Here is a 21,027-nt window from a genome sequence, read left to right on the forward strand (position 1 = left end):
CCCTCCGGCGTCCCCGGGGGCCCTCAGCCGTCGAGGCGGTCGATGGTGGCCGTGGACGGGCCGCGCACGGCCTGTGCCGCCCGCGCCGCGCCCTCGGCGTCGCGCAGCACCCGCACCGCGTTGTGCCAGGTCAGTTTGGCCAGGTCGGCCTCGGACCAGCCGCGCCCCAGCAGCTCCGCGAGAAGGTTGGGATAGCCGGAGACGTCCTCCAGGCCGACCGGGGTGAAGGCGGTGCCGTCGTAGTCGCCGCCGATGCCGACGTGGTCGACGCCCGCGATCTCCCGCATCCGGTCGAGGTGGTCGGCGACGGTGGCGACGGTGGCCACCGGGCGCGGGTCGGCCTCCTCGAAGGCCCGCTGGCAGGCCATGGCGGCCGGGGTGGTGTCCAGGGGGTGGAAGCCGTGGTCGGCCATGTTGGCGTCGGCGCGCCTCGTCCAGGCGATGGCCTCGGGCAGGACGAACTTCGGCACGAAGGTGGCCATGGCGACGCCGCCGTTGGCGGGCAGCCGCTCCAGGACGTCGTCGGGGATGTTGCGGGGGTGGTCGCAGACGCCGCGCGACGAGGAGTGGGAGAAGACCACGGGCGCCTCGCTGACCCGCAGGGCGTCGCGCATGGTGTCGGGCGAGACGTGGGAGAGGTCGACGAGCATGCCGAGCCGGTTCATCTCCCGCACGACCTCCTCGCCGAAGGCGGTGAGCCCGTCGGCCTCGGGGGTGTCGGTCGCGGAGTCGGCCCACGGCACGTTGTCGTTGTGGGTGAGCGTCATGTACCGCACGCCGAGCGCGTACAGGGCGCGCAGGGTGGCCAGCGAGCAGTCGATGCTGTGGCCGCCCTCGGCGCCCATGAGGGAGGCGATGCGGCCCTCGGCGCGGGCCGCCTCCATGTCGTCGGCGGTGAGGGCGAGCCGCAGGTCGCCGGGGTGGCGGTCGACGAGGCGGCGCACCACGTCGATCTGCTCCAGGGTGGCGCTGACGGCGTGGTCGCCCGCGAGGTCGGTGCGGACGTACACCGACCAGAACTGGGCGCCGACGCCGCCGGCCCGCAGCCGGGGCAGGTCGGTGTGGAGCCTGTGGCTCTGGTCGGCGGCGATGTCGCAGGCGTCCAGGTCGTAGCGGACCTGCTCGCGCAGCGCCCACGGCAGGTCGTTGTGGCCGTCGACGACGGGCGCCTCGGCCAGGACGGCCCGCGCCCGGGCGAGCAGCTCGGGAGAGGGGGCCCGGTACGCCACCGCGGTCAGCCGCCGAAGCCGAAGGAGTGGGAGCCGGCGACCTTGGCGCGCAGCTTCTTGCCCTTCTCGGTGGCCTGGTTGTTGAGCTCGGCCTGGAAGTCGGTCATCCGCTCGGCGAGGTCGGCGTCGAAGGCGGCGAGCATCCGGACGGCGAGCAGGCCGGCGTTGCGGGCGCCCGCGACGGAGACGGTGGCCACGGGCACGCCGGCCGGCATCTGGACGATGGAGAGCAGGCTGTCCATGCCGTCGAGGTACTTCAGCGGCACGGGGACGCCGATGACCGGCAGCGGGGTGACGGAGGCGAGCATGCCCGGCAGGTGGGCGGCGCCGCCGGCGCCGGCGATGATCGCCTTCAGGCCGCGGCGGTGGGCGTTCTCGCCGTAGGCGACCATCTCGCGCGGCATGCGGTGCGCGGAGACGACGTCGACCTCGTAGGGGACCTCGAACTCGTCGAGGGCCTTGGCGGCGGCCTCCATCACCGGCCAGTCGGAGTCCGATCCCATGACGATGCCGACGACGGGCTGGTCGGTGCTCACTCGGTGCCCTCTCGCTCTGTTCGGTTCGTGCGCTCTGTTCGGTTCGTGCGCTCTGTTCGGTTCGCGGTGCCCGGCGGGCGTGGTGCCCGCCGGGCGCGGACCCGCGGCGGCCGCGGGCCCGCGGGGCTCACTCGGTGACGGTGCCGCGCAGGTAGGCGGCGGCGTGGCGGGCGCGCTCGCGCACGTCCTCCAGGTCGTCCCCGAAGACGGTGACGTGGCCCACCTTACGGCCGGGCTTCACGTCCTTGCCGTACATGTGGATGCGCAGGCCGGGGTCGCGAGCCATGCAGTGCAGGAACGCGCCGTACATGTCGGGGTAGTCGCCGCCGAGGACGTTGACCATGACGGTCCACCGGGCGCGGGGGCGGGGGTCGCCGAGCGGCAGGTCGAGGACGGCCCGCAGGTGGTTCTCGAACTGCGAGGTGACGGCGCCGTCGATCGACCAGTGGCCGGAGTTGTGGGGGCGCATGGCCAGCTCGTTGACGAGGACGCGGCCGTCGCGGGTCTGGAAGAGCTCCACCGCGAGGTGGCCGGTGATGTCCAGCTCGCCCGCGATGCGCAGGGCGAGGGCCTGGGCCTCGGCGGCGAGCGCGTCGGACAGGTCCGGGGCGGGGGCGGTCACCTCGGCGCAGACGCCGTTCTCCTGGACGCTCTCCACGACGGGGTAGGCGACGGCCTGGCCGCTGGGCGAGCGGACCACGTTCGCGGCGAGCTCGCGGACGAAGTCGACCTTCTCCTCGGCCAGCACCGCCACGCCGGCCCGGAAGGGCTCCGCGGCCTCCTCCTCGGAGGAGACCACCCACACGCCCTTGCCGTCGTAGCCGCCGCGGACGGTCTTCAGGACCACGGGGAATCCGGAGCCCTCGGCGGCGAACGCGGCGACGTCGGCCGGGTCGGCGACGATGCGGTGGCGGGGGCAGGGCACTCCGATGGAGTCGAGCCTCGCCCGCATGACGCCCTTGTCCTGGGCGTTGACCAGCGCCTCGGGCCCGGGCCGGACGGCGACGCCGGCGGCCTGGAGGGCGTGCAGGTGCTCGGTGGGGACGTGCTCGTGGTCGAAGGTGACCACGTCGCAGCCCTCGGCGAAGGCTCGCAGGACGTCCAGGTCGCGGTGGTCGCCGACCACGACGTCGCCGACCACCTGCGAGGCGGAGTCCTGCGGGGTGTCCGCGAGGAGCCTGAACCTGACACCGAGCGGGATGCCCGCCTGGTGTGCCATACGGGCGAGCTGGCCGCCACCGATCATGCCGACTACCGGGAAAGTCACACCGCAAGGATATCCGCGCCGCCGCCGGGCACCCGGCGCCGGGGCGGGGGGTCGGGACGCGGGGCCGCCGGGCGGGGGCGGGTGGCGGGGCGGACGGGCGGCGGGGCGGACCGCAGGGCGGGGAGGGGCGGGAACCGGACGGCCCCCTCCGGACGTCACACCGGGGCCGCACCGCCCGCGCGCCCGTCCGTCCGGTGCCCGCGGCACGTCCGGCCCCGCACGGTCCGTCCGGTGCGCCGGGGCTCCCCGGGGCTCCCCGGGGCCCGGATGCGTCCGGGGTGCGAGGCGGGTCCGGCTGTCCGGGGTGCGCCGTGTGCCGGGCGGGCACGCGGATACCATGGCAGGAATCCCGACGTCTGGAGACGGTCCCGGTATGACGACTGACACTCGCGCGGCGCACGGCCTGCGCGGACGGCTGCGCGGCCTCGTGCACGAGGTGATGAAGTTCGGCACGGTGGGCCTGCTGGGCGTCGTCGTGAACCTCGTCGTGTTCAACCTGTGCATCCACGGGCTCCACTGGGCGCCCGTGCGGTCGGGCGTCCTCGCGACCCTGGTGGCCATCGCCACCAACTATGTGGGCTACCGCTACTGGGTGTACCGGGACCGTGACGCGGACGCCCGCTCCCGGGAGATCACGCTCTTCCTGGTCTTCAGCGGCATCGGCATGGTGATCGAGAACGGCACCCTGTGGATCTCGCACTACAGCCTGGGCTTCCACTCGGGGCTGGCCGACAACATCGCCAAGAACGTGGTCGGCCTCGGCCTGGGCACCCTGTTCCGCTTCGTCTCCTACCGCACCTGGGTCTTCCGGGCGCTGCCGGAGCTGGAGGGCGAGCAGGCGCCGGGGGCCATAGGCGCGCACGAGCCGGCCATGGCCGGCCGGCCCGCCGCCGTCCGCGAGGGCTGACCGCCGCCCCGCACACCGTACGGACCACTGCCGCGCCCCGGGCCTCCCGCCCGGGGCGTTCCTGTTCCCGCGCCCGGCACCCCCGCCATCGGCCGCGCCCCTCCCGGCCCGTCCCGCCGCTCCCGGCCCGCAGCCCGAGAGGCGCCGGCCGGTCCGCGGGCCGGCCGCCGGTCCGGTCAGTCCTCGAGCTGCCGCCCCAGGAAGAGGGCGAACACCGGCGGCCGCAGCGAGAGCAGCTCCAGCCGCCCGCCGTCGGCCTCGGCGAGGTCGCGGGCCACGGCGAGGCCGATGCCGGTGGAGTTGCGCCCGCTGACCGTGCGCTCGAAGACCCGGGCGCCCAGCTCGGGCGGCACACCGGGCCCCTCGTCCCGGACCTCGACGACGACGGAGGTCCCGGTGACGCGGGTGGAGACCACCACGGTCCCCCCGCCGTGCATGAGCGAGTTCTCGATCAGGGTGGCCAGGACCTGGGCGACGGCGCCGGGGGTGCCGACCGCCTCCAGTCCGTGCAGGCCCTCGACCTCCAGGCGCCGGCCGGCGCCGCGCAGGGCCTGCCGCCACTCCTCCGCCTGCTGCTTGACGACCTCGTCGAGGTCGAAGGAGACGGCGGAAGTGCTGCGGGGGTCGCGCTGGTTGGTGAGCAGGCGCTGCACCACGTCGGTGAGCCGCTCGACCTGGCCCAGGGCGATGGCGGCCTCCTCCTTGACCGTCTCCGGGTCCTCGGTGGCGATGATCTCCTCCAGCCGCATGGAGAGCGCGGTGAGCGGGGTCCGCAGCTGGTGGGAGGCGTCGGCGGCGAGGCGGCGCTCGGCGGTGAGCATGCGGGCGATCCGCTCGGCGCTGGCGTCGAGGACCTCGGCGACGCGGTCGAGCTCGGGTGCGCCGTACCGGCGGTGGCGGGGGCGGGGGTCGCCCGAGCCGAGGCGCTCGGCGGTCTCGGCGAGGTCGTTGAGGGGCCGGGTGAGGCGCTTGGCCTGCCAGACGGCGAGGGCGACGGCGGCCTGGACGGCGAGCAGGGCGACGACGCCGAGCGTGAGCAGCATGGTGCCGATCTCGTGCTCGACGTCGCTGCGGGAGTGCTCGACGACCACCTGCTCGCCCCGGCCGCCGCCCTGGACGGCCCGGACGGGCCTGCCGCCGGAGGGCGGGCTGCCGATGACGATGGGCGCGCGGCCCGGCAGGCGGACCTCGGCGTACGAGCCGTCGGTGATCTGCCCCCTGAGGTCGTCGGTGCGGACGGGCTCCCCCGCGGCGATGCGGTTCTCGACCATGCCGAGGACCCGCACCGCCTCCGCGCCGGCCCTGTCCTGGGCGGCGCTCTCGATGGTCCTCTTCTCGAAGAGCGCCAGCGGCACGCAGAAGACGACGACCATCACGAGGACGACGCCCAGCAGGGAGTTGATCATCCGGCGCTTCACGCTGCCGGTCAGCCCTTCTCGAAGCGGAAGCCCACGCCGCGGACGGTGGTGATGTAGCGGGGGTTGCCGGCGTCGTCGCCGAGCTTCTTCCGCAGCCAGGAGATGTGCATGTCGAGGGTCTTGGTGGAGGTCCACCAGGTGGTGTCCCAGACCTGCCGCATGATCTGCTCGCGGGTGACGACCCGGCCGGCGTCCCGGACGAGGACGCGCAGCAGCTCGAACTCCTTGGCGGAGAGCTGGAGCTCGTCCTCGCCGAGCCAGGCGCGGTGGGACTCCACGTCGATCTTGACGCCGTGGGCCCCGGTGGTGAGGTCGACGGTGCCGCGGCGCAGCAGGGCCCGCACCCGGGCGAGCAGTTCGGCGAGGCGGAAGGGCTTGGTGACGTAGTCGTCGGCGCCGGCGTCGAGCCCGACGACGGTGTCGACCTCGTCGGCGCGGGCGGTGAGCACGAGGACGGGGAAGCCCTTGCCGTCGGCGCGGAGCCTGCGGCAGACCTCCAGGCCGTCCATCTCGGGCAGGCCGAGGTCGAGCACGAGGAGGTCGACGTCCTCCTCGAGCCCGGTCTCCAGTGCGGCAGGGCCGTCCTCGCGCACCAGCACCTCGTAGCCCTCGCGGCGGAGCGCCCGCGCGAGCGGCTCCGAGATGGCGATGTCGTCCTCGGCGAGCAGAACTCGGGTCATGGGGCGATCGTAGTCCGCGTCCCCGCCGCTGATCGGGCGCGTCGCGCGGGACGGGCGGGGCGGCGGGGCTGTGAAGTGAAGCACACCGTCCGGGGCGGGGAACGCCGGACGGGCGTGACGCGCACCACTGACGCCGAGGCGAAAGAGAGGAAGACTCCCGGAGAACGCCTTGCGTTCGAAGGAAGATTTACGCAAACGCCTGCATTTCGGCGTCAGATGCGCGATATGCACACTTAATGGCTGTTCACGGTCAATGAGTGCTCTTGATCCGTTATGGCAGCAATGGTGCCCGTACAGTGGTGGCGTCCCCATGTCACGTACCGCGGCACCCCCGTGCCCGGTGCAGGATCCGCACGGCCACCCCCGCGCGGTCCGCGCAGTCAGACAAGGAACGGCTCACATGGCGTCCACCCCGACGCAGACGGTCACTCCGCCCACCGCGGACCGCAGCACAGGCAAGACCTTCCTCGGTCAGCCGCGCGGCCTGGCCACCCTGTTCATGACCGAGATGTGGGAGCGGTTCAGCTTCTACGGCATGCGCGCCCTGCTGGTGCTCTACCTGGTGGCACCCACCGGCAAGGGCGGGCTGGGCTTCGACCTGGCCACCGCCACCGCCATCTACAGCGTGTACAACGCCATGGTCTACCTGCTCGCCCTCCCGGGCGGCTGGGCGGCCGACCGGCTGTGGGGCGCGCGGCGCACCGTGGCCATCGCGGGCTTCGTCATCATGACGGGCCACTTCCTGCTGGCCGTGCCGGCGAGCGCCTCGTTCTTCGTCGGCCTGGTCCTCATCGCGGCGGGCTCCGGACTGCTGAAGTCCAACATCTCCACCATGGTGGGCCACCTCTACGAGGGGCCGAACGACCCGCGCCGCGACGGCGGCTTCACGATCTTCTACATGGGGATCAACCTCGGCGCCTTCGTCGCGCCGCTGACCATCGGCACCGTCGGCGAGAAGGTCAACTGGCACCTGGGCTTCGCCATGGCGGGCGCCGGCATGGCGCTGGGCCTGCTCCAGTACCTGCTGGGCAGCCGCCACCTGAGCGAGCGCAGCGACGTCGTCCCGACCCCGCTGACCGCCGACGAGCGCGGCGCGCTGCTGCGCAAGGCCGGCTTCTGGACCCTGCTCGCGGTCGTCTTCTACGGCGCCGTGGCGCTGTCCGGCCACTTCACCATCAACTGGGCGATGTGGCCGCTGACCGTGGGCGGCCTGGCGATCCCCGCCTACTACCTGCTCCGGATCAAGCGCGACCGCGACCTGAGCCGGGACGAGCAGTCGAAGATGACCGGGTACGTCTGGTTCTTCGTGGCCGCCGCCATCTTCTGGATGATCTACGACCAGTCCGGCTCGACGCTGAACCTGTTCGCGGAGAACAACACCTCCTCCACGCTCCTCGGCTTCGGCTTCCCCGCCAGCTGGTTCCAGTCCCTGAACCCGCTGATGATCATGGCGCTGGCGCCGCTCTTCGCCTGGCTGTGGGTCGCCCTCGCCCGGCGCGCGAAGGAGCCGAGCACCACGGTCAAGTTCGCCTACGGCCTGCTGCTGATCGGCGCGTCCTTCCTGGTCATGATGCTGGCCCAGGCCGCCGCCTCCGACGGCACCAAGGTGAGCCCGCTGTGGCTGACCGTGGTCTACCTGATCCAGACCGTCGGCGAGCTGTGCCTGTCCCCGGTGGGCCTGTCGGTGACCACCAAGCTGGCGCCGCAGAAGTACGCCAGCCAGATGATGGGCGTGTGGTTCCTCGCCGTGACCGCGGGCGACTGCGTCACCGCGCTGGTGCAGCTGGCGGGCGCCAACATCGACAGCCAGGGGTACTTCGCCTTCCAGGGCGTCCTGGCGGTGCTGGCCGGCGTCGCCGTGGTGATGTACCGCCGCAAGGTGGTCGCCCTCATGGGCGACGTGCACTGACGCACGGCACAGCGGAGGGGCCCGGGGCCGGTACGGAGATCCGTACCGGCCCCGGGCCCCTCACCGTTCCGCCGTCCCGCGGGCCGGGGCCGCTGCGCCCCGGGAAGGCCCTCAGGAGCGCGCCCAGGGGGCGTCCAGCTCCACCCAGACCGTCTTCCCGGGCCCGGCGGTCCCGTCGGCGGAGACGCCGTCCGCGGCCGGGGCGGGGTGCCCGACCACGCCCCAGCGGCGGCTGAGCCGGCCCACGATGTGCAGGCCGTGGCCGCCCGGCTTGCCCCGCTCGTGGGGCCGGCGCGGCTCGGGGTGGGACGGGTTCGCGTCGGCCACCTCGATCCGCAGCGCGTCGTCCGTGCAGTGCAGCAGCAGCTCCTGGGGGCCGCCCGCGTGCAGGCAGGCGTTGGTGACGAGCTCCGAGACCACCAGCAGCACGTCCTCCGCGACCGCCAGCGCCTCCTCGTCCTCCCCCGGCAGCCACTCCCAGTCCTCCAGGGCCCCCCGGGTGAAGTCGCGGCTGCGAGCCACCACACCCTTGGTCCCGGCCAGCGCCAGACGGCGCACCTGGCCGCCCGGTGGCAGGGAGGAAGGCCTCCTGCGGCCACCGGAGGTGTGGGGGTCCTCCGGCACCCGAGGCCGGATGGTGCTCATGCCGCCCCTCCGTTTCGCTGCGGTCCACTGCGCGCCGTCCCGGCCGCGGTGTCGACCGCGGGCGCCGCCGCGCACACCGACCCGGCCCGCCCCGGCCGGATCCTGCCGGCTCTCCTGCCCGCACTTCGCCGGTGGATGCACATCTACCGGTCCGCCAGCGCCTCGTCGAGGGAGCCGTGCACCCGGAAGACGGTCTCCGCCCCGGTGATCTCGAACACGCGGGCCACCGCGGGCCGCATGGCCGCGAGGTGGACGGCGCCGCCCGCCTCCTGGGCCCGCAGCCGGGCGGCGAGGAGCACGTTGAGGCCGGTGGAGTCGCAGAAGAGCAGGTCCGAGCAGTCGACGACGATGCGGTCCTCGCCCTCGTCGAGGGCCCGCTCCAGCGGTCCCCGCAGCAGGTCGGCGGTGTCGTGGTCCAGCTCCCCCGAGGGGGCGACCACCACGCTCCCGGCGACGCTGCGCACCGCGACGGCGAGCCGGTCGGCCCCTGCGGCCTCCCCCGGCGTCAGCCCCACGGCGTCGCCGCCCGCGCTGTCCGAGCCGGGCGTACCGGCTGATCCACGGTCCATCTATGACCTCCCGGCGCCATCATCCCCCATCCCGGGCGATGAACTCGGCTTGCATCCTTGCAGACGGTCGGGGTAGGCAGGAACAAGAGGTGTCCGTACACGGAGGTGGCATGGCAGCCAACCATGCGCATCCCACCCGAGGGAGGAGCATCACCCATGGCAGCCCAGCTCGACGCCACGCGGCACGACGACGCGTCGTCGGAGACGGCGCGCACCGCGGCAGCGGAGCGGCCGGAGGCGGCCGCGCAGGTCACGGGAGCGCCGGTCCGCCGGCCCGCCTCGCTGGGGGACCTGCCGGAGATCCCGCCCGCGGACACGGTCGGCCCCCTGGACGCCAGGGCGCTCTCCAAGGTGCTCTTCCGCCGTATGGAGACCCTGGAGGAGGGCACGCACGAGCACGCCTACGTGCGTAACACCCTCATCGAGCTCAACCTCGCCCTGGTGAAGTTCGCCGCCTCCCGGTTCCGCTCCCGCAGCGAGCCGATGGAGGACATCGTCCAGGTCGGCACGATCGGCCTGATCAAGGCGATCGACCGGTTCGAGATGGACCGCGGGGTGGAGTTCCCCACCTTCGCCATGCCCACGATCATCGGTGAGATCAAGCGGTTCTTCCGCGACACCAGCTGGGCCGTCCGGGTACCGCGCCGCCTGCAGGAGCTGCGGCTCGACCTGGCCAAGGCCACCGACGAGCTGGCGCAGCAGCTGGACCGCGCCCCCACCGTCGCCGAGCTCGCCCGCAAGCTGGACATCCCCGAGGACGAGGTCGTCGAGGGCATGGCCGTGAGCAACGCCTACACCGCCAGCTCGCTGGACGCGCAGCCCGAGGAGGACGAGACCGAGGGCGCGCTCGCCGACCGCATCGGCTACGAGGACCACGGCATGGAGGGCATCGAGTACCGCGAGTCCCTCAAGCCGCTGATCGCCGGGCTGCCCGAGCGCGACCGCCGGATCCTCTCGCTGCGCTTCGTCGGCAACATGACGCAGTCGGAGATCGGTGCCGAGCTGGGCATCTCCCAGATGCACGTCTCGCGGCTGCTCACCCGGACGCTGACCCGGCTGCGGGCCGGGCTCCTCGTGGAGGAGTGACCACCCGCCGCACGGCCTCGCCGGCCACCCGTACGCACCCCCGCCGCCCCGGAGCGCGCCGCCGTCCCGGGGCGGCGGCGCGTTCCGGCGCGCGGGGGCCGGAGGCCGGCGGACGGACCCGGGTCAGAGCTCCCGCACGCCGCCGCGCCAGACGGCGGAGACCAGGGGCACCCCGGGCCGGTAGGCGAGGTGGACGTGGGAGGGCGCGTCCAGCAGCACCAGGTCGGCGCGGGCGCCGGGGGCGATCCGGCCGACGTCGGTGCGGCGCAGGGCGCGGGCGCCGCCCGCGGTGGCGGCGTGCACGGCCTCGTCCGGGGTCATGCCCATCTCCCGGACGGCGACCGCGACGCAGAACGGCATCGAGGTGGTGAAGCTGGAGCCGGGGTTGCAGTCCGTGGAGAGGGCCACGGCGGCGCCCGCGTCCAGCAGGCGGCGCGCGTCCGGGTAGGGGGCGCGGGTGGAGAACTCGGCGCCGGGCAGCAGGGTGGCGACGGTGTCCGAGGAGGCCAGGGCGGCCACGTCGGCGTCGTCCAGGTGGGTGCAGTGGTCGGCGGAGGCGGCGCCCAGCTCCACGGCGAGCTGCACGCCGGGGCCGGGGCCGAGCTGGTTGGCGTGGACGCGGGGGACGAGCCCGCGGGCCGCCCCGGCGTTCAGGACGGCGCGGGCCTGGTCCCCGTCGAAGGCGCCGCGCTCGCAGAAGACGTCCACCCAGCGGGCGTGCGGGGCGCAGGCGTCGAGCATGGGCCCGGTGACGAGGTCGACGTAGCCCGCCGGGTCGTCCGCGTACTCGGGGGCGACGACGTGGGCGCCCAGGTAGGTCGTCTCGGGGGTGTGCCGGGCGGCGATCCGCAGGGCACGGGCCTCGTCCTCCACGGTGAGGCCGTAGCCGGACTTGCACTCCACGGTGGTGGTGCCCTGCCGCAGCGCCTCCCGGACCAGGCGGGCGACGCCCGCGTCCAGCTCGGCGTCGGTCGCGGCGCGGGTGGCGGCGACGGTGGTGCGGATGCCGCCCGCCGTGTAGGGCCGCCCGGACATGCGGGCGGCGAACTCGGCGGTGCGGTCCCCGGCGAAGACCAGGTGGGCGTGGGAGTCGACGAAGCCGGGCAGCGCGGCACGGCCGCCCGCGTCGTGCACGGTGTCGGCGGCGGGGGCGGCCGCGGCCGGTCCGGTCCAGGCGACGCGGCCGTCCTCCAGGACGACGGCGGCGTCGGCGAGCAGGCCGAGGGGGCCGGTGCCGTGCGCCTCGTCGTTGGTGACGAGGCTGCCGATGCCGGTGATCAGGGTGGCGGTCATGGGTCGCTTCCTGCCGCGCGGGGCGGCGCTACCGGCCGCGCAGGGCGGCGATCGAGTCCCGCAGGGCGGCGGGCACGTCGGGGACCAGCTGGTGGACGCCGTCGCGGACGACGTGGCGGCCGCCCACCACGACGTGGCGGACGTCGGCGGCGGACGCCGCGAACACCGCGGTCTCGGCGCCGAGCCGGGGGACGGCGCCGGCGGTGCGCACGGAGTCCAGGGCGACGGCGGTGAGGTCGGCGAGGGCGCCCGGCTCGATCCGGCCGGCCTCCTCCCAGCCCAGGGAGGCGTGGCCGTCCTCGCCGGCGGCGCGCAGCAGGGCGGCGGCGGTCCAGTGGCCGCGGCGGCGGGTGCGCAGCCGCTCGTCCAGCTCCAGGGCGCGGGCCTCCTCGAAGGGGTCGACGACCGCGTGGCTGTCGCTGCCGAGGGTGATGCGGCAGCCGGCGTCGGCGAGGTCGCGGGCCGGCCCGATGCCGTCGGCGAGGTCGCGCTCGGTGGTGGGGCACATGCAGACGGAGGCCGCGGAGCCGCCGAGGAGCCGGACGTCCTCACCGGTGAGGTGGGTGGCGTGGACGGCGCTGGTGCGCGGGCCGAGGACGCCGTGGTCGGCGAGGAGCCGGGTGGGGGTGGCGCCGTGCGCGTCGAGGCAGGCGTCGTTCTCGGCGGTCTGCTCGGAGAGGTGGACGTGCAGCGGGGCGCCGCGCTCCTCCGCCCAGCGGGCGACGGTGGCGAGCTGGCCGGCGGGCACGGCCCGCACCGAGTGGACGGCGGCGCCGACCCGGGCGTGGGGGGTGCCGCGGTGGGCGTCGGCGAACGCGGCGGCGCGGGCGGCCCAGGCGTCGGCGTCGCCGTCGCTGAAGCGCCGCTGGTGGGGCTCGGGGGCGGCGCCGAAGCCGGAGGAGAGGTAGCAGGTGTCGAGCAGGGTGATGCGGATCCCGGCCCGGGCGGCGGCCTCCACCAGCGCCTCGCCCATCGCGTTGGGGTCGGCGTAGGGGGCGCCGCCGGGGGTGTGGTGGACGTAGTGGAACTCGCCGACGCAGGTGGTGCCCGCGAGCGCCATCTCGGCGTAGACGGCGGTGGCGAGGGCCAGGTAGGTGTCCGGGTCGAGGGCGGCGGCGAAGCGGTACATCTGGTCGCGCCACGTCCAGAAGGTGCCGGAGCCGACCTGGACGGTGGCCCGCAGCGCCCGGTGGAAGGCGTGCGAGTGGGCGTTGGCCATGCCGGGCAGCAGCAGGCCGCCGAGGCGGACCGCGCGGGGCGGGCAGGGGCCGGAGCCGGGGGTGACGGCGGTGATGCGGCCGTCGCCCCCGACCTCCACCAGCACCTGCTGCTCGACGGCGGGGGCGGGCGCTCCCGGCCGCCGCAGCCAGGCGTGCTCGGCCCAGTAGGCGGTCGTCACCGGCACGCCAGCTCCTCCAGGACGTCGGCCAGGGCGGCGGCCCCGGCGAGGCAGTCGGACTCCTCGGCGGACTCCGCGGGCGAGTGGGAGACGCCGGTGGGGTTGCGGACGAAGAGCATCGCGGTGGGCACGGCGGCGGAGAGGATGCCCGCGTCGTGCCCGGCGCCGGTGGGCAGCACCGGCACCTCGCGGCCGGTCGCGGCCCGCACGGCGGCGGCGAGGCGGTCGCGCAGCGGGACGTCGAAGGAGACGACGGGCGTGTACGACTCGCGGGCCACCTCGACGCGCACCCCCTCGCGGGCGGCGTGCTCCTCGGCGGCGCGGCGGACCGCCGCCACGGCGTCCTCCAGGGCGGGCTCGTCGGCGGCGCGGGAGTCCAGCCAGCCGCGCACCAGGGAGGCGATGGCGTTGGTGCCGTTGGGCTCCACGGCGACCCGGCCGAAGGTGGCGAGGGCGCCGCCGCCGCGGGTGTGCTCGCGGGCGGCGAGCACGGCGCCGGCGTAGGCGGCCATGGGGTCGCGGCGGTCCTCCGGGCGGGTGGTGCCCGCGTGGTTGGCCTCGCCGTGGAAGTCGAACCGCCAGCGGCCGTGCGGCCAGATCGCGGAGGCGACGCCGACGGGGTGGTCGCCCAGGGCCCGGCCCTGCTCGACGTGGAGCTCGACGAAGGCGCCGATGCGGGTGAGCCGGTCGTCGTCGCGCCCGAGGGCGGCGGGGTCGTGGCCGGCGCGCTCCATGGCGTCGGCGAGGCGGACCCCGTCCGCGTCGGTCAGCGCGCGGGCCCGCTCCGGCGCCAGGACGCCCGTGGTGAGGCGGGAGCCGGTGCAGGCGACGCCGAAGCGGGCGCCCTCCTCGTCGCCGAAGTTGACGACGGCGAGCGGCCGGACGGGCCGGGCGCCGCGCCCGCGCAGGGCGTCGACGGCGGCGAAGGAGGAGACCACGCCGAGCGGGCCGTCGTAGGCGCCCCCGTCGGGCACGGAGTCCAGGTGGGAGCCGGTGACGACGGCGTCCCCGGCCCCGGGGTCGCCCCACCAGGCCCACTGGTTGCCGTTGCGGTCCACCTCGTACGCCAGGCCGCGGGAGCGGGCCTGCTCCTCGAACCAGGCGCGGCACTCGGCGTCGGCGCCGTTCCAGGCGTGGCGGCGGTAGCCGCCGGTGGCGCCGTACCGGCCGACGGGCAGCAGCTCCCGCCACATGCGCCGGTACGCGTCACCGGCGGCGCCCAGCCGCTCCTCGGCGCCGGGCCGCCCCTCGCCGCCGGGACGCTCCCCGGCGGCCCGGGCCTCCTGCGCGGGGGCCACTCAGCCCTCCCCGCCCTCGCGCATGGGGACGCGGACCCCGCGCTCGTCGGCGACCTCGGCGGCGCGGTCGTAGCCGGCGTCGACGTGGCGGATGACGCCCATGCCCGGGTCGTTGGTGAGGACGCGGCGGATCTTCTCCCCCGCGAGGGCGGTGCCGTCGGCGACGGTGACCTGCCCGGCGTGGATCGAGCGGCCGATGCCGACGCCGCCGCCGTGGTGGATCGAGACCCAGGAGGCGCCGGAGGCGACGTTGACCATGGCGTTGAGCAGCGGCCAGTCGGCGATGGCGTCGGAGCCGTCGAGCATGGCCTCGGTCTCCCGGTAGGGGGAGGCGACGGAGCCGCAGTCGAGGTGGTCGCGGCCGATGACGACCGGCGCGGACAGCTCGCCGCTCCCCACCATGGCGTTGAACCGCTCGCCCGCCCGGTCGCGCTCGCCGTAGCCCAGCCAGCAGATGCGGGCGGGCAGGCCCTGGAAGTGGACCTTCTCCTGGGCCATGCGGATCCAGCGGGCGAGGGACTCGTTCTCGGGGAAGAGGTCGAGGACGGCCCGGTCGGTCCTCGCGATGTCCGCCGGGTCGCCGGAGAGCGCGGCCCAGCGGAACGGGCCCTTGCCCTCGCAGAACAGCGGCCGGATGTAGGCGGGGACGAAGCCGGGGAAGGCGAAGGCGCGCCCGTAGCCGGCGAGCTGCGCCTCGCCGCGGATGGAGTTGCCGTAGTCGAAGACCTCGGCGCCCCTGTCGAGGAAGCCCACCATCGCCTCCACGTGCCGGGCCATCGACTCCCGGGCCCGCTCGGTGAACTCGGCGGGCTTGGTGCGGGCGTACTCGGCCATGTCGGCGAAGTCGACGCCGGTCGGCAGGTAGGCGAGCGGGTCGTGGGCGCTGGTCTGGTCGGTGACGATGTCGATCGGCGCGTCCATCGCGAGGAGCTGCGGGACGAGGTCGGCGGCGTTGCCGAGCAGGCCGATGCTGAGCGGCTCCCGCCGGTCGCGGGCCTCGACGGCGAGCCGGAGCGCGTGCTCGACGGAGTCGGCCCGCACGTCGAGGTAGCGGTGCTCGATCCGGCGGGCGATGCGGCTGGGGTCGCAGTCGATGCAGAGCGCGACGCCGCCGTTCATGGTGACGGCGAGGGGCTGGGCGCCGCCCATGCCGCCGAGGCCGGCGGTGAGGGTGACCGTCCCGGCGAGGGTGCCGCCGAAGCGCTTGGCGGCGACGGCGGCGAAGGTCTCGTAGGTGCCCTGGAGGATGCCCTGGGTGCCGATGTAGATCCACGACCCGGCGGTCATCTGCCCGTACATGGTGAGGCCGAGCTGCTCCAGGCGCCGGAACTCCTCCCAGTTCGCCCAGTCGCCCACCAGGTTGGAGTTGGCGATGAGGACGCGCGGCGCCCACTCGTGGGTCTGCATGACGCCGACCGGGCGGCCGGACTGCACGAGCATGGTCTCGTCCTGCCTGAGGGTGCGCAGGGTGCGGACCATGGCGTCGTACGAGCGCCAGTCGCGGGCGGCCTTGCCGGTGCCGCCGTAGACGACGAGCTTGTCCGGGTGCTCGGCGACCTCGGGGTCGAGGTTGTTCATGAGCATCCGCAGGGCGGCCTCCTGCTGCCAGCCCTGCGTGCCGAGCGCGGTGCCGCGGGGCGCCCTGACCTCGCGCGGGCCGCTCTGCTGCTGCGTCATGCGCCTCGACCTCCCTGGTCCGCCGTCCGGGCGGGGTGGATGGAGTCATTCAAAGTCCGATGCAGTGAATATATCCGCACAGCGGGGCCGGGGCCAGAGCACGGGATCCGCGCCGGACGCCTGTACGGCGGGGCGGTCCGGCCGCAGAATGTGCGGCATGGGGGACGGAGGGGGACGGCTGGCGCTGGTGGTGGGCTGCCGGTGGCGGAGCTTCGGCCACGGCCAGGAGCACATCACCGACGCCGCGGCGGGGCTGGCCGAGGTGCTGTACGACCCCGCCCTCGGGGCCTGGTCGCCGGCGCTGCCGGACCGCCCCGTGGTGGAGGACCCCGGCGTCGAGGAGCTGGACGCGGCGCTCTCCCTCGCCTTCGAGACGGCCGCCGCCGCGCGCGCGGTCCTGCTCGTCGCCTACGTGGGGCACGGCGTCTCCCGGAACGGCGCCTTCTACCTCGTCCCCGCCGACCACCCGGAGGACCTGTCCGTCATCCGCGCGCGCCGGGTGGTCGAGCCGCGGTCCCTGCTGCACACCCTGCACGAGGGCTGCTCCGGCCTCGAGGGGCTGGTGCTGCTGGTGGACGCCTGCCAGTCCGGGGAGCTGGTCGCGGTGGACCGGCCCGCCCTGACGCCCGGCATCGGGCGGCTCGTGGTGGCGACCTCGACCTCCGGGGCGCGGCGTGCCGCCGGCTCCGCCTTCACCCGGGCCCTGACCACGGCGGTCCGCACCGGCGTGCCCGGCGCCGGGGACCACATCTGGCCGTTCGACATCGAGGAGTCGTTGGCGGCTGCGTGCGGCCGCCAGTCGCCGCAGCACATCCTGCGGCTCGACCGGGCCCAGGACGCAGGCCTGTGGCTCGCCCACAACCGGGCGCGGCGCGCCCAGCGGCTGCGCGGGGCGGTGGGCACGTCGCTGCCCTTCGCCGAGCTGGAGGGCCTGCCGTCCCTCTACCAGTACCCCGAGGGCCCCGACCCGGTCCGCGCGACCGTGGCACGCCACCGGTGCACGGCGCTGACCGGTCCCGGGGGCTGCGGCAAGACCGCGACCCTCCACATGCTGGCCGTCGACGGCGCGTGGGCCGGCGGGGTGCCGGAACCGGGCCGGGAACCGTCGGCGGTGCGGGCCGCCGCGCTGTACCACTGCTCCGCGGGCAGTACGGCGGAGGACGCCGCGGGCAGGATGAGCGCCCAGCTCGCCCACCAGCTGGCCCCCGTGCCGGGCAGCCCCTACGAGACCGCCCGGGCCCGATTCGCGGCAGCCGCCGACTACGAGGAGCGGCTGCGCATGCCGGCGTTCGACCAGCTGCTGCTCGGGCCGCTGCGCCACCTGTCCCCGGAGGTGGCGGTCACCCTGATGCTGGACGGGCTCGACGAGCTGCCGGCCGAGTCCCGGCCCGAGGCGGGGCGCGCCCTCGCGGCCCTCGCCGACGACGGCGCCTTCCCGCACGTTCGGGTCGTGGTCACCGTCCGCAGCGACGCCGGGGCGCCGGACCTGCCGGACGGGTTCGCCACGGTCCGGATCCCGCCGGCGACACCCGGGCGGGTGGCCCGGTACCTGGCCTCCGCCGGGCGGTCGGCGGAGGGGGCCGAGCGGATCAGCAGCTGGTCGGAGGGCAACTGGCTGCTCGTGTCCCTGCTGGCCGGGGAGGACGCCGGCCCGGTCCCGGCGGAGCGGTCCGGGCACCCGGACCTCGCCGCCGTGTACGCCCGCTACCTGCGGGAGGTGGCCTCCTCCGACCTGCGCGGGTGGCAGTCCGGACGGGCGCCGCTGCTGGCCCTGCTCGGGGCCTCCCGGGCCGCGGGCGGGGTACCCGTGCCGCTGCTGTGCGCCGCCTCGGCCCTGCTGGGCGGCCCGGGTACGGAGGCGGGGGTGCGCGAGGCCCTCGGCCCGCTGCGCCGGGTGGTCCGCCGCACGGGAGGAGGGGCGCGGGGCGGCGCGGTCCGGCTGTTCCACTCCACGTTCGCCGAGTTCCTGGCGGTGCGGCGCGCGGACGCCCCGGTGCCGCCCGCCGCAAGCGCCCACTGGGCACTGGCCGGGGCCCTCGCTAGCCTCGAGGGCATGGCCGACGAGGACGAGGCGGTCCGCACCTATGCGCACGCCAACCAGGCGCACCACCAGTGGGAGGCGGGGGACCACCACGGGGCCGTACGGACCCTGATGGCGCGCCCCTCGGCGATCCCGCGCCAGAACCTGGAGACCTGGACGGCCTGGTCGCGGCGGATCGGCGAAGCCCTGGGGGACGACCACCCGCTCGCCCTGCAGGCCCGCCAGCAGACCGCGGCGTGGCACAGCAGGTGCGGACAGTACGACGCCGCGCGGCGGTCCTACCGGTCCTTGGTGGACGACCTGCTGGCGGCGGTCGGCCCGGACGACCCGCTCACCCTGCGGACCATGCTGGACGCGGCGCTGTGCCGCGGCGTCGCGGGCGACGCCGCCGGAGCGCGCGAAGCGCTGCGGGATCTCGTACCGCGGATCGGGGCGGTCCTCGGCCCCGACCACCCGCTGTCCCTGGAGGGCGGCCACGCGCTCGGCGACTGGACCGGCCTCGCGGGCGCCCCCCAGCAGGCCGTCCGGGACCTCGCCGGAGTGCTGGAGCGGTGCACGCGCGCCCTGGGCCCGGACCACCGCGAGACGCTGGGCTGCCGCAACTCCCTGGCCCGGTGGACCGGGGAGTCCGGGCGGGCCGCGGAGGCGGTCGGGCAGTTCCGCGCCCTCCTGCCGGCCCAGGAGCGGGTCCTGGGCCCCGACCACCGCGAGACCCTGCGCACCAGGAACAACATCGCCTACTGGAGCGGTGAGGCGGGGCGGCCCGCCGAGACCCTGGCGCTGCTGCAGGGCCTGCTGTCCGACCAGGAGCGGGTCCTGGGCCCCGACCACCCGGACACCCTCCGGACCCGGCACGGCATCGGCGTGTGGACCGGGGCGAACGGCGACCCGCAGGAGGCGGTCCGGCTGCTGGAGGGGGTGCTCGCGGACCGCGTGCACATCCTGGGCCCCGACCACCCGGACACCCTGCGGACGCTCAACAACCTCGGCCGGTGGCACGGCGAGGCGGGGAACCACGCGGAGGCGCTGGAGCGCCTGCGCGACACGCTGGAACGCCGCGAGCGCACCCTGGGGCCCGCACATCCGGACACCCTGCGCACGCGGAACAACCTCATCGACACCCTGGGCGCCTCGGGCGACGCGGCCGCGGCGCTCGCGCACAGCAGGGAGCTGCTGCCGGTCCAGACGGAGGTGCTCGGCGCGGAGCACCCGGACACCCTGAGGACCGGGTTCAACGAGGCCCGGTGGACTGCGGCGCTCGGCCGGTCCGACGAGGCGGCGGCGCTGCTGCGCAGGCTCGTCGCACGGCAGGCAGGGGTCCTGGGACCGGATCATCCCGAGACCGTGCGGGCCCGGGGGCTCCTGGACCGCCTCACGGACGGGCGCGGCTGACCGCCCGGCTCGCCGCCGCCGTGCTCAGCCGTGTTCAGCCGTGTTCAGCCGTGCGCGGCGGGTGCGCCCCCGGCCGGGGGTGCACCCGCCGGCCCCGGTTCGCGCGCGGGGCCGCCGAGCAGCCGCTCGGCGAGGACGGCGGCGTCGGCCGCGCTCCCGCGGACCTCCACCGTCTGCACCACCCGCCCGTCCAGCTCGCGGGTCACACGGAACACGGGAGCGGGGTCGCGTCTGCCGCCGGACCGGCGCTCACGCCGGTCCTGGAGCAGCAGGAGGACGACCTGGAGCGCCGCGGGGGCGACAGTCCCGGTCCACTGCAGCACCTCGAGGCCGCCCATCACGTCCGGGTCCGAGGTGTCCGCCACCTGCCGCACCCGGCCGCGGAGGTCCGGGACCCCGGCGAGGCCGGCCCGCAGCTCCCGCAGCTCCCGCTGGACCTGGACCTCGGCGTCCCCGTCGTCCAGAACGCTCTCGACGGAGACCACCCAGCGCTCGGCGGCCCGGCCGCCGGCCTCCGGATCGCGCGGCTCCCGGTCCTGCACCCGGTCCTGCATGGCGCACCCCTCCCTGCGAACTCCCGACGCGGCGAACTCCTGACGCAGCGTCGGAAAGGGTGGCACGCATGGCGCCGGAAGTGAAGGCCCTCCCGGCCGGTCGGGATCCCGGAGGGCCCCGGGCCGACCGTCGTCCGCGGGCGGACGCGGGGAGACCCTCAGCGGCGGCGCCCGGAGCCGAGGTACTGCTCGTTGTTGCGGCTGTTGTCGCCGCCGCCCTCGGTCGTGTTGTTGCTGTTCGGGGAGCCCACGATGTTCGTGGGGCTGCCGGAGTCGTTCGCGCTGCCGTCGAGCCGCACGTTCTGGCTGTTGCTGAGGTTGCCGCTGTGCACGGGGCCGTTGGCGCAGATCCGGGTGCCCTCGGCGCAGCGGACGTCCGCGTCGATGTCCGTGCGGTTGCCGTCGGGGAAGTCCCACAGCAGGCCGGGCGGGCCGTCCCAGGACGCCGCCGACGCGGACGCCGCCCCGGGCAGCAGCAGGCCGGCGGCTCCCGCCCCCACCGCCAGGCACCTCGCCAGGCACCTCGTCACTCCACGCACCGCGCACCTCCGCTCCCGGCGCGTCCCGGAGCGGGACGCGGCCGCCCCGGGATGGCTACCTCGGCGGCCGCGGTCCGAACGTGCGGGGCCGCGTCTTCACCCGGACGGCGGCGGGCCGCGACCGGGTCAGCGCCGCCCGCCCCGCCCGCCCACGGCCTGGACGGTGTTGCCGCTGTCCACGCTGTCGCCCGCGGTGGAGTTCGCCGCGTTGGAGGAGCCGTTGACGCTGGACAGGTTGCCGCTGTTGTTGGGGTTGCCGTGGTTGACGAAGTTCCCGCTGTTCACGCTGTTGCCGCTGTGGATCGCGCCGTTCACGCACTCGACGGGCGCCTTGTAGGTCACCCCGACCAGGGGCCCGCAGAGCACCCCGGACGTCACCTGGGCCAGCGACCCCAGGTCGGCCCCGGCCACCGCGGAGAGCAGCGACCGCTCCGGCGCCGGCCGGGCCGCGACCCCCCTCGCCGCCGCCTGCGCCTGCGCCGCCGCCAGCAGGCACAGTGCCCCCGCCGCCGCGGCCCCCGCCCGTGTGATGCCTCTCATGCCCGCCCGCCTTCCGCCGCCGCCACGTCCACGGCGTCGGTTGTACGG

The 21,027-nt window shown here is 75.5% G+C and carries 18 protein-coding genes; 4 read left to right on the forward strand and 14 right to left on the reverse strand.

From position 1 onward, the window contains the following. Positions 1-23: 23 nt before the first annotated feature. The 3 genes from LO771_RS05090 to LO771_RS05100 all read right to left on the reverse strand — a co-directional run bounded on the left by LO771_RS05090 (position 24) and on the right by LO771_RS05100 (position 3,032). Positions 24-1,229 carry a dipeptidase gene (locus tag LO771_RS05090; RefSeq protein ID WP_230648454.1) on the reverse strand — a complete coding sequence of 402 codons (1,206 nt, stop codon included), beginning with the start codon at positions 1,227-1,229 and terminating at the stop codon, positions 24-26. A 5-nt stretch (positions 1,230-1,234) separates the two neighbouring features. After that, positions 1,235-1,732, reverse strand: coding sequence for a 5-(carboxyamino)imidazole ribonucleotide mutase (purE, locus tag LO771_RS05095; RefSeq protein WP_230649056.1), 498 nt, complete (start codon positions 1,730-1,732; stop codon positions 1,235-1,237). Positions 1,733-1,892: 160 nt separating this feature from the next. After that, positions 1,893-3,032: a 5-(carboxyamino)imidazole ribonucleotide synthase gene (locus LO771_RS05100; protein WP_230648455.1), complete on the reverse strand. Its 1,140-nt coding sequence runs from the start codon at positions 3,030-3,032 to the stop codon at positions 1,893-1,895. 373 nt (positions 3,033-3,405) lie between these two features. Between LO771_RS05100 and LO771_RS05105 the strand changes: the two genes are divergently transcribed. Beyond that, positions 3,406-3,939 carry a GtrA family protein gene (locus LO771_RS05105; protein ID WP_230648456.1) on the forward strand — a complete coding sequence of 178 codons (534 nt, stop codon included), beginning with the start codon at positions 3,406-3,408 and terminating at the stop codon, positions 3,937-3,939. Positions 3,940-4,115: 176 nt separating this feature from the next. Here LO771_RS05105 and LO771_RS05110 read toward each other — a convergent pair whose 3' ends face one another. Further along, complete coding sequence (locus LO771_RS05110) at positions 4,116-5,357, reverse strand: ATP-binding protein (RefSeq protein WP_230648458.1); 1,242 nt, start codon at positions 5,355-5,357, stop codon at positions 4,116-4,118. Between the two features lie 8 nt (positions 5,358-5,365). Further along, positions 5,366-6,037, reverse strand: a complete 672-nt coding sequence (locus LO771_RS05115) for a response regulator transcription factor (protein ID WP_230648460.1) — start codon at positions 6,035-6,037, stop codon at positions 5,366-5,368. 400 nt (positions 6,038-6,437) lie between these two features. Here LO771_RS05115 and LO771_RS05120 point away from each other — a divergent pair, with 400 nt between their 5' ends. Next, entirely contained in the window at positions 6,438-7,946 is a 1,509-nt protein-coding gene (locus LO771_RS05120) for a peptide MFS transporter (protein WP_230648462.1), read from the forward strand. 111 nt (positions 7,947-8,057) lie between these two features. On the opposite strand, the gene LO771_RS05125 is transcribed toward LO771_RS05120, so the two are convergent. Then, positions 8,058-8,591, reverse strand: a complete 534-nt coding sequence (locus tag LO771_RS05125) for an ATP-binding protein (RefSeq protein WP_230648464.1) — start codon at positions 8,589-8,591, stop codon at positions 8,058-8,060. 143 nt (positions 8,592-8,734) lie between these two features. Continuing rightward, a complete protein-coding gene (locus LO771_RS05130; RefSeq protein WP_230648465.1) occupies positions 8,735-9,160 on the reverse strand; it encodes an STAS domain-containing protein in 426 nt (141 codons plus the stop codon). Positions 9,161-9,316: 156 nt separating this feature from the next. Between LO771_RS05130 and LO771_RS05135 the strand changes: the two genes are divergently transcribed. Next, on the forward strand, positions 9,317-10,246 hold the full coding sequence (locus LO771_RS05135) for an RNA polymerase sigma factor SigF (RefSeq protein WP_230648466.1): 930 nt from the start codon (positions 9,317-9,319) through the stop codon (positions 10,244-10,246). A 123-nt stretch (positions 10,247-10,369) separates the two neighbouring features. On the opposite strand, the gene hutI is transcribed toward LO771_RS05135, so the two are convergent. The 4 genes from hutI to hutU form a co-directional block, all read right to left on the reverse strand. Next, positions 10,370-11,539, reverse strand: coding sequence for an imidazolonepropionase (gene hutI / locus LO771_RS05140; RefSeq protein WP_230648468.1), 1,170 nt, complete (start codon positions 11,537-11,539; stop codon positions 10,370-10,372). Between the two features lie 28 nt (positions 11,540-11,567). Next, positions 11,568-12,944 carry a formimidoylglutamate deiminase gene (locus LO771_RS05145; RefSeq protein WP_230648470.1) on the reverse strand — a complete coding sequence of 459 codons (1,377 nt, stop codon included), beginning with the start codon at positions 12,942-12,944 and terminating at the stop codon, positions 11,568-11,570. Next, positions 12,935-14,131, reverse strand: coding sequence for an allantoate amidohydrolase (locus tag LO771_RS05150; protein ID WP_230649057.1), 1,197 nt, complete (start codon positions 14,129-14,131; stop codon positions 12,935-12,937). Before LO771_RS05150 ends, LO771_RS05145 begins: the two co-directional genes overlap by 10 nt. 105 nt (positions 14,132-14,236) lie before the next feature. Beyond that, a complete protein-coding gene (gene hutU, locus LO771_RS05155; RefSeq protein WP_230648472.1) occupies positions 14,237-15,913 on the reverse strand; it encodes a urocanate hydratase in 1,677 nt (558 codons plus the stop codon). Between the two features lie 157 nt (positions 15,914-16,070). Here hutU and LO771_RS05160 point away from each other — a divergent pair, with 157 nt between their 5' ends. Next, positions 16,071-19,346, forward strand: coding sequence for a tetratricopeptide repeat protein (locus tag LO771_RS05160; RefSeq protein ID WP_230648474.1), 3,276 nt, complete (start codon positions 16,071-16,073; stop codon positions 19,344-19,346). Between the two features lie 44 nt (positions 19,347-19,390). Here the strand turns inward: LO771_RS05160 and LO771_RS05165 are convergent, their stop codons facing one another. The 3 genes from LO771_RS05165 to LO771_RS05175 all read right to left on the reverse strand — a co-directional run bounded on the left by LO771_RS05165 (position 19,391) and on the right by LO771_RS05175 (position 20,979). After that, positions 19,391-19,900, reverse strand: coding sequence for a hypothetical protein (locus LO771_RS05165; protein ID WP_230648475.1), 510 nt, complete (start codon positions 19,898-19,900; stop codon positions 19,391-19,393). A 158-nt stretch (positions 19,901-20,058) separates the two neighbouring features. Continuing rightward, a complete protein-coding gene (locus LO771_RS05170; RefSeq protein ID WP_230648477.1) occupies positions 20,059-20,400 on the reverse strand; it encodes a hypothetical protein in 342 nt (113 codons plus the stop codon). A gap of 165 nt (positions 20,401-20,565) precedes the next feature. Continuing rightward, entirely contained in the window at positions 20,566-20,979 is a 414-nt protein-coding gene (locus tag LO771_RS05175) for a hypothetical protein (RefSeq protein WP_230648479.1), read from the reverse strand. Positions 20,980-21,027: the final 48 nt, after the last annotated feature.

The sequence above is a fragment of the Streptacidiphilus sp. ASG 303 genome (assembly GCF_020991365.1).
Taxonomy (GTDB): Bacteria; Actinomycetota; Actinomycetes; order Streptomycetales; family Streptomycetaceae; genus Peterkaempfera.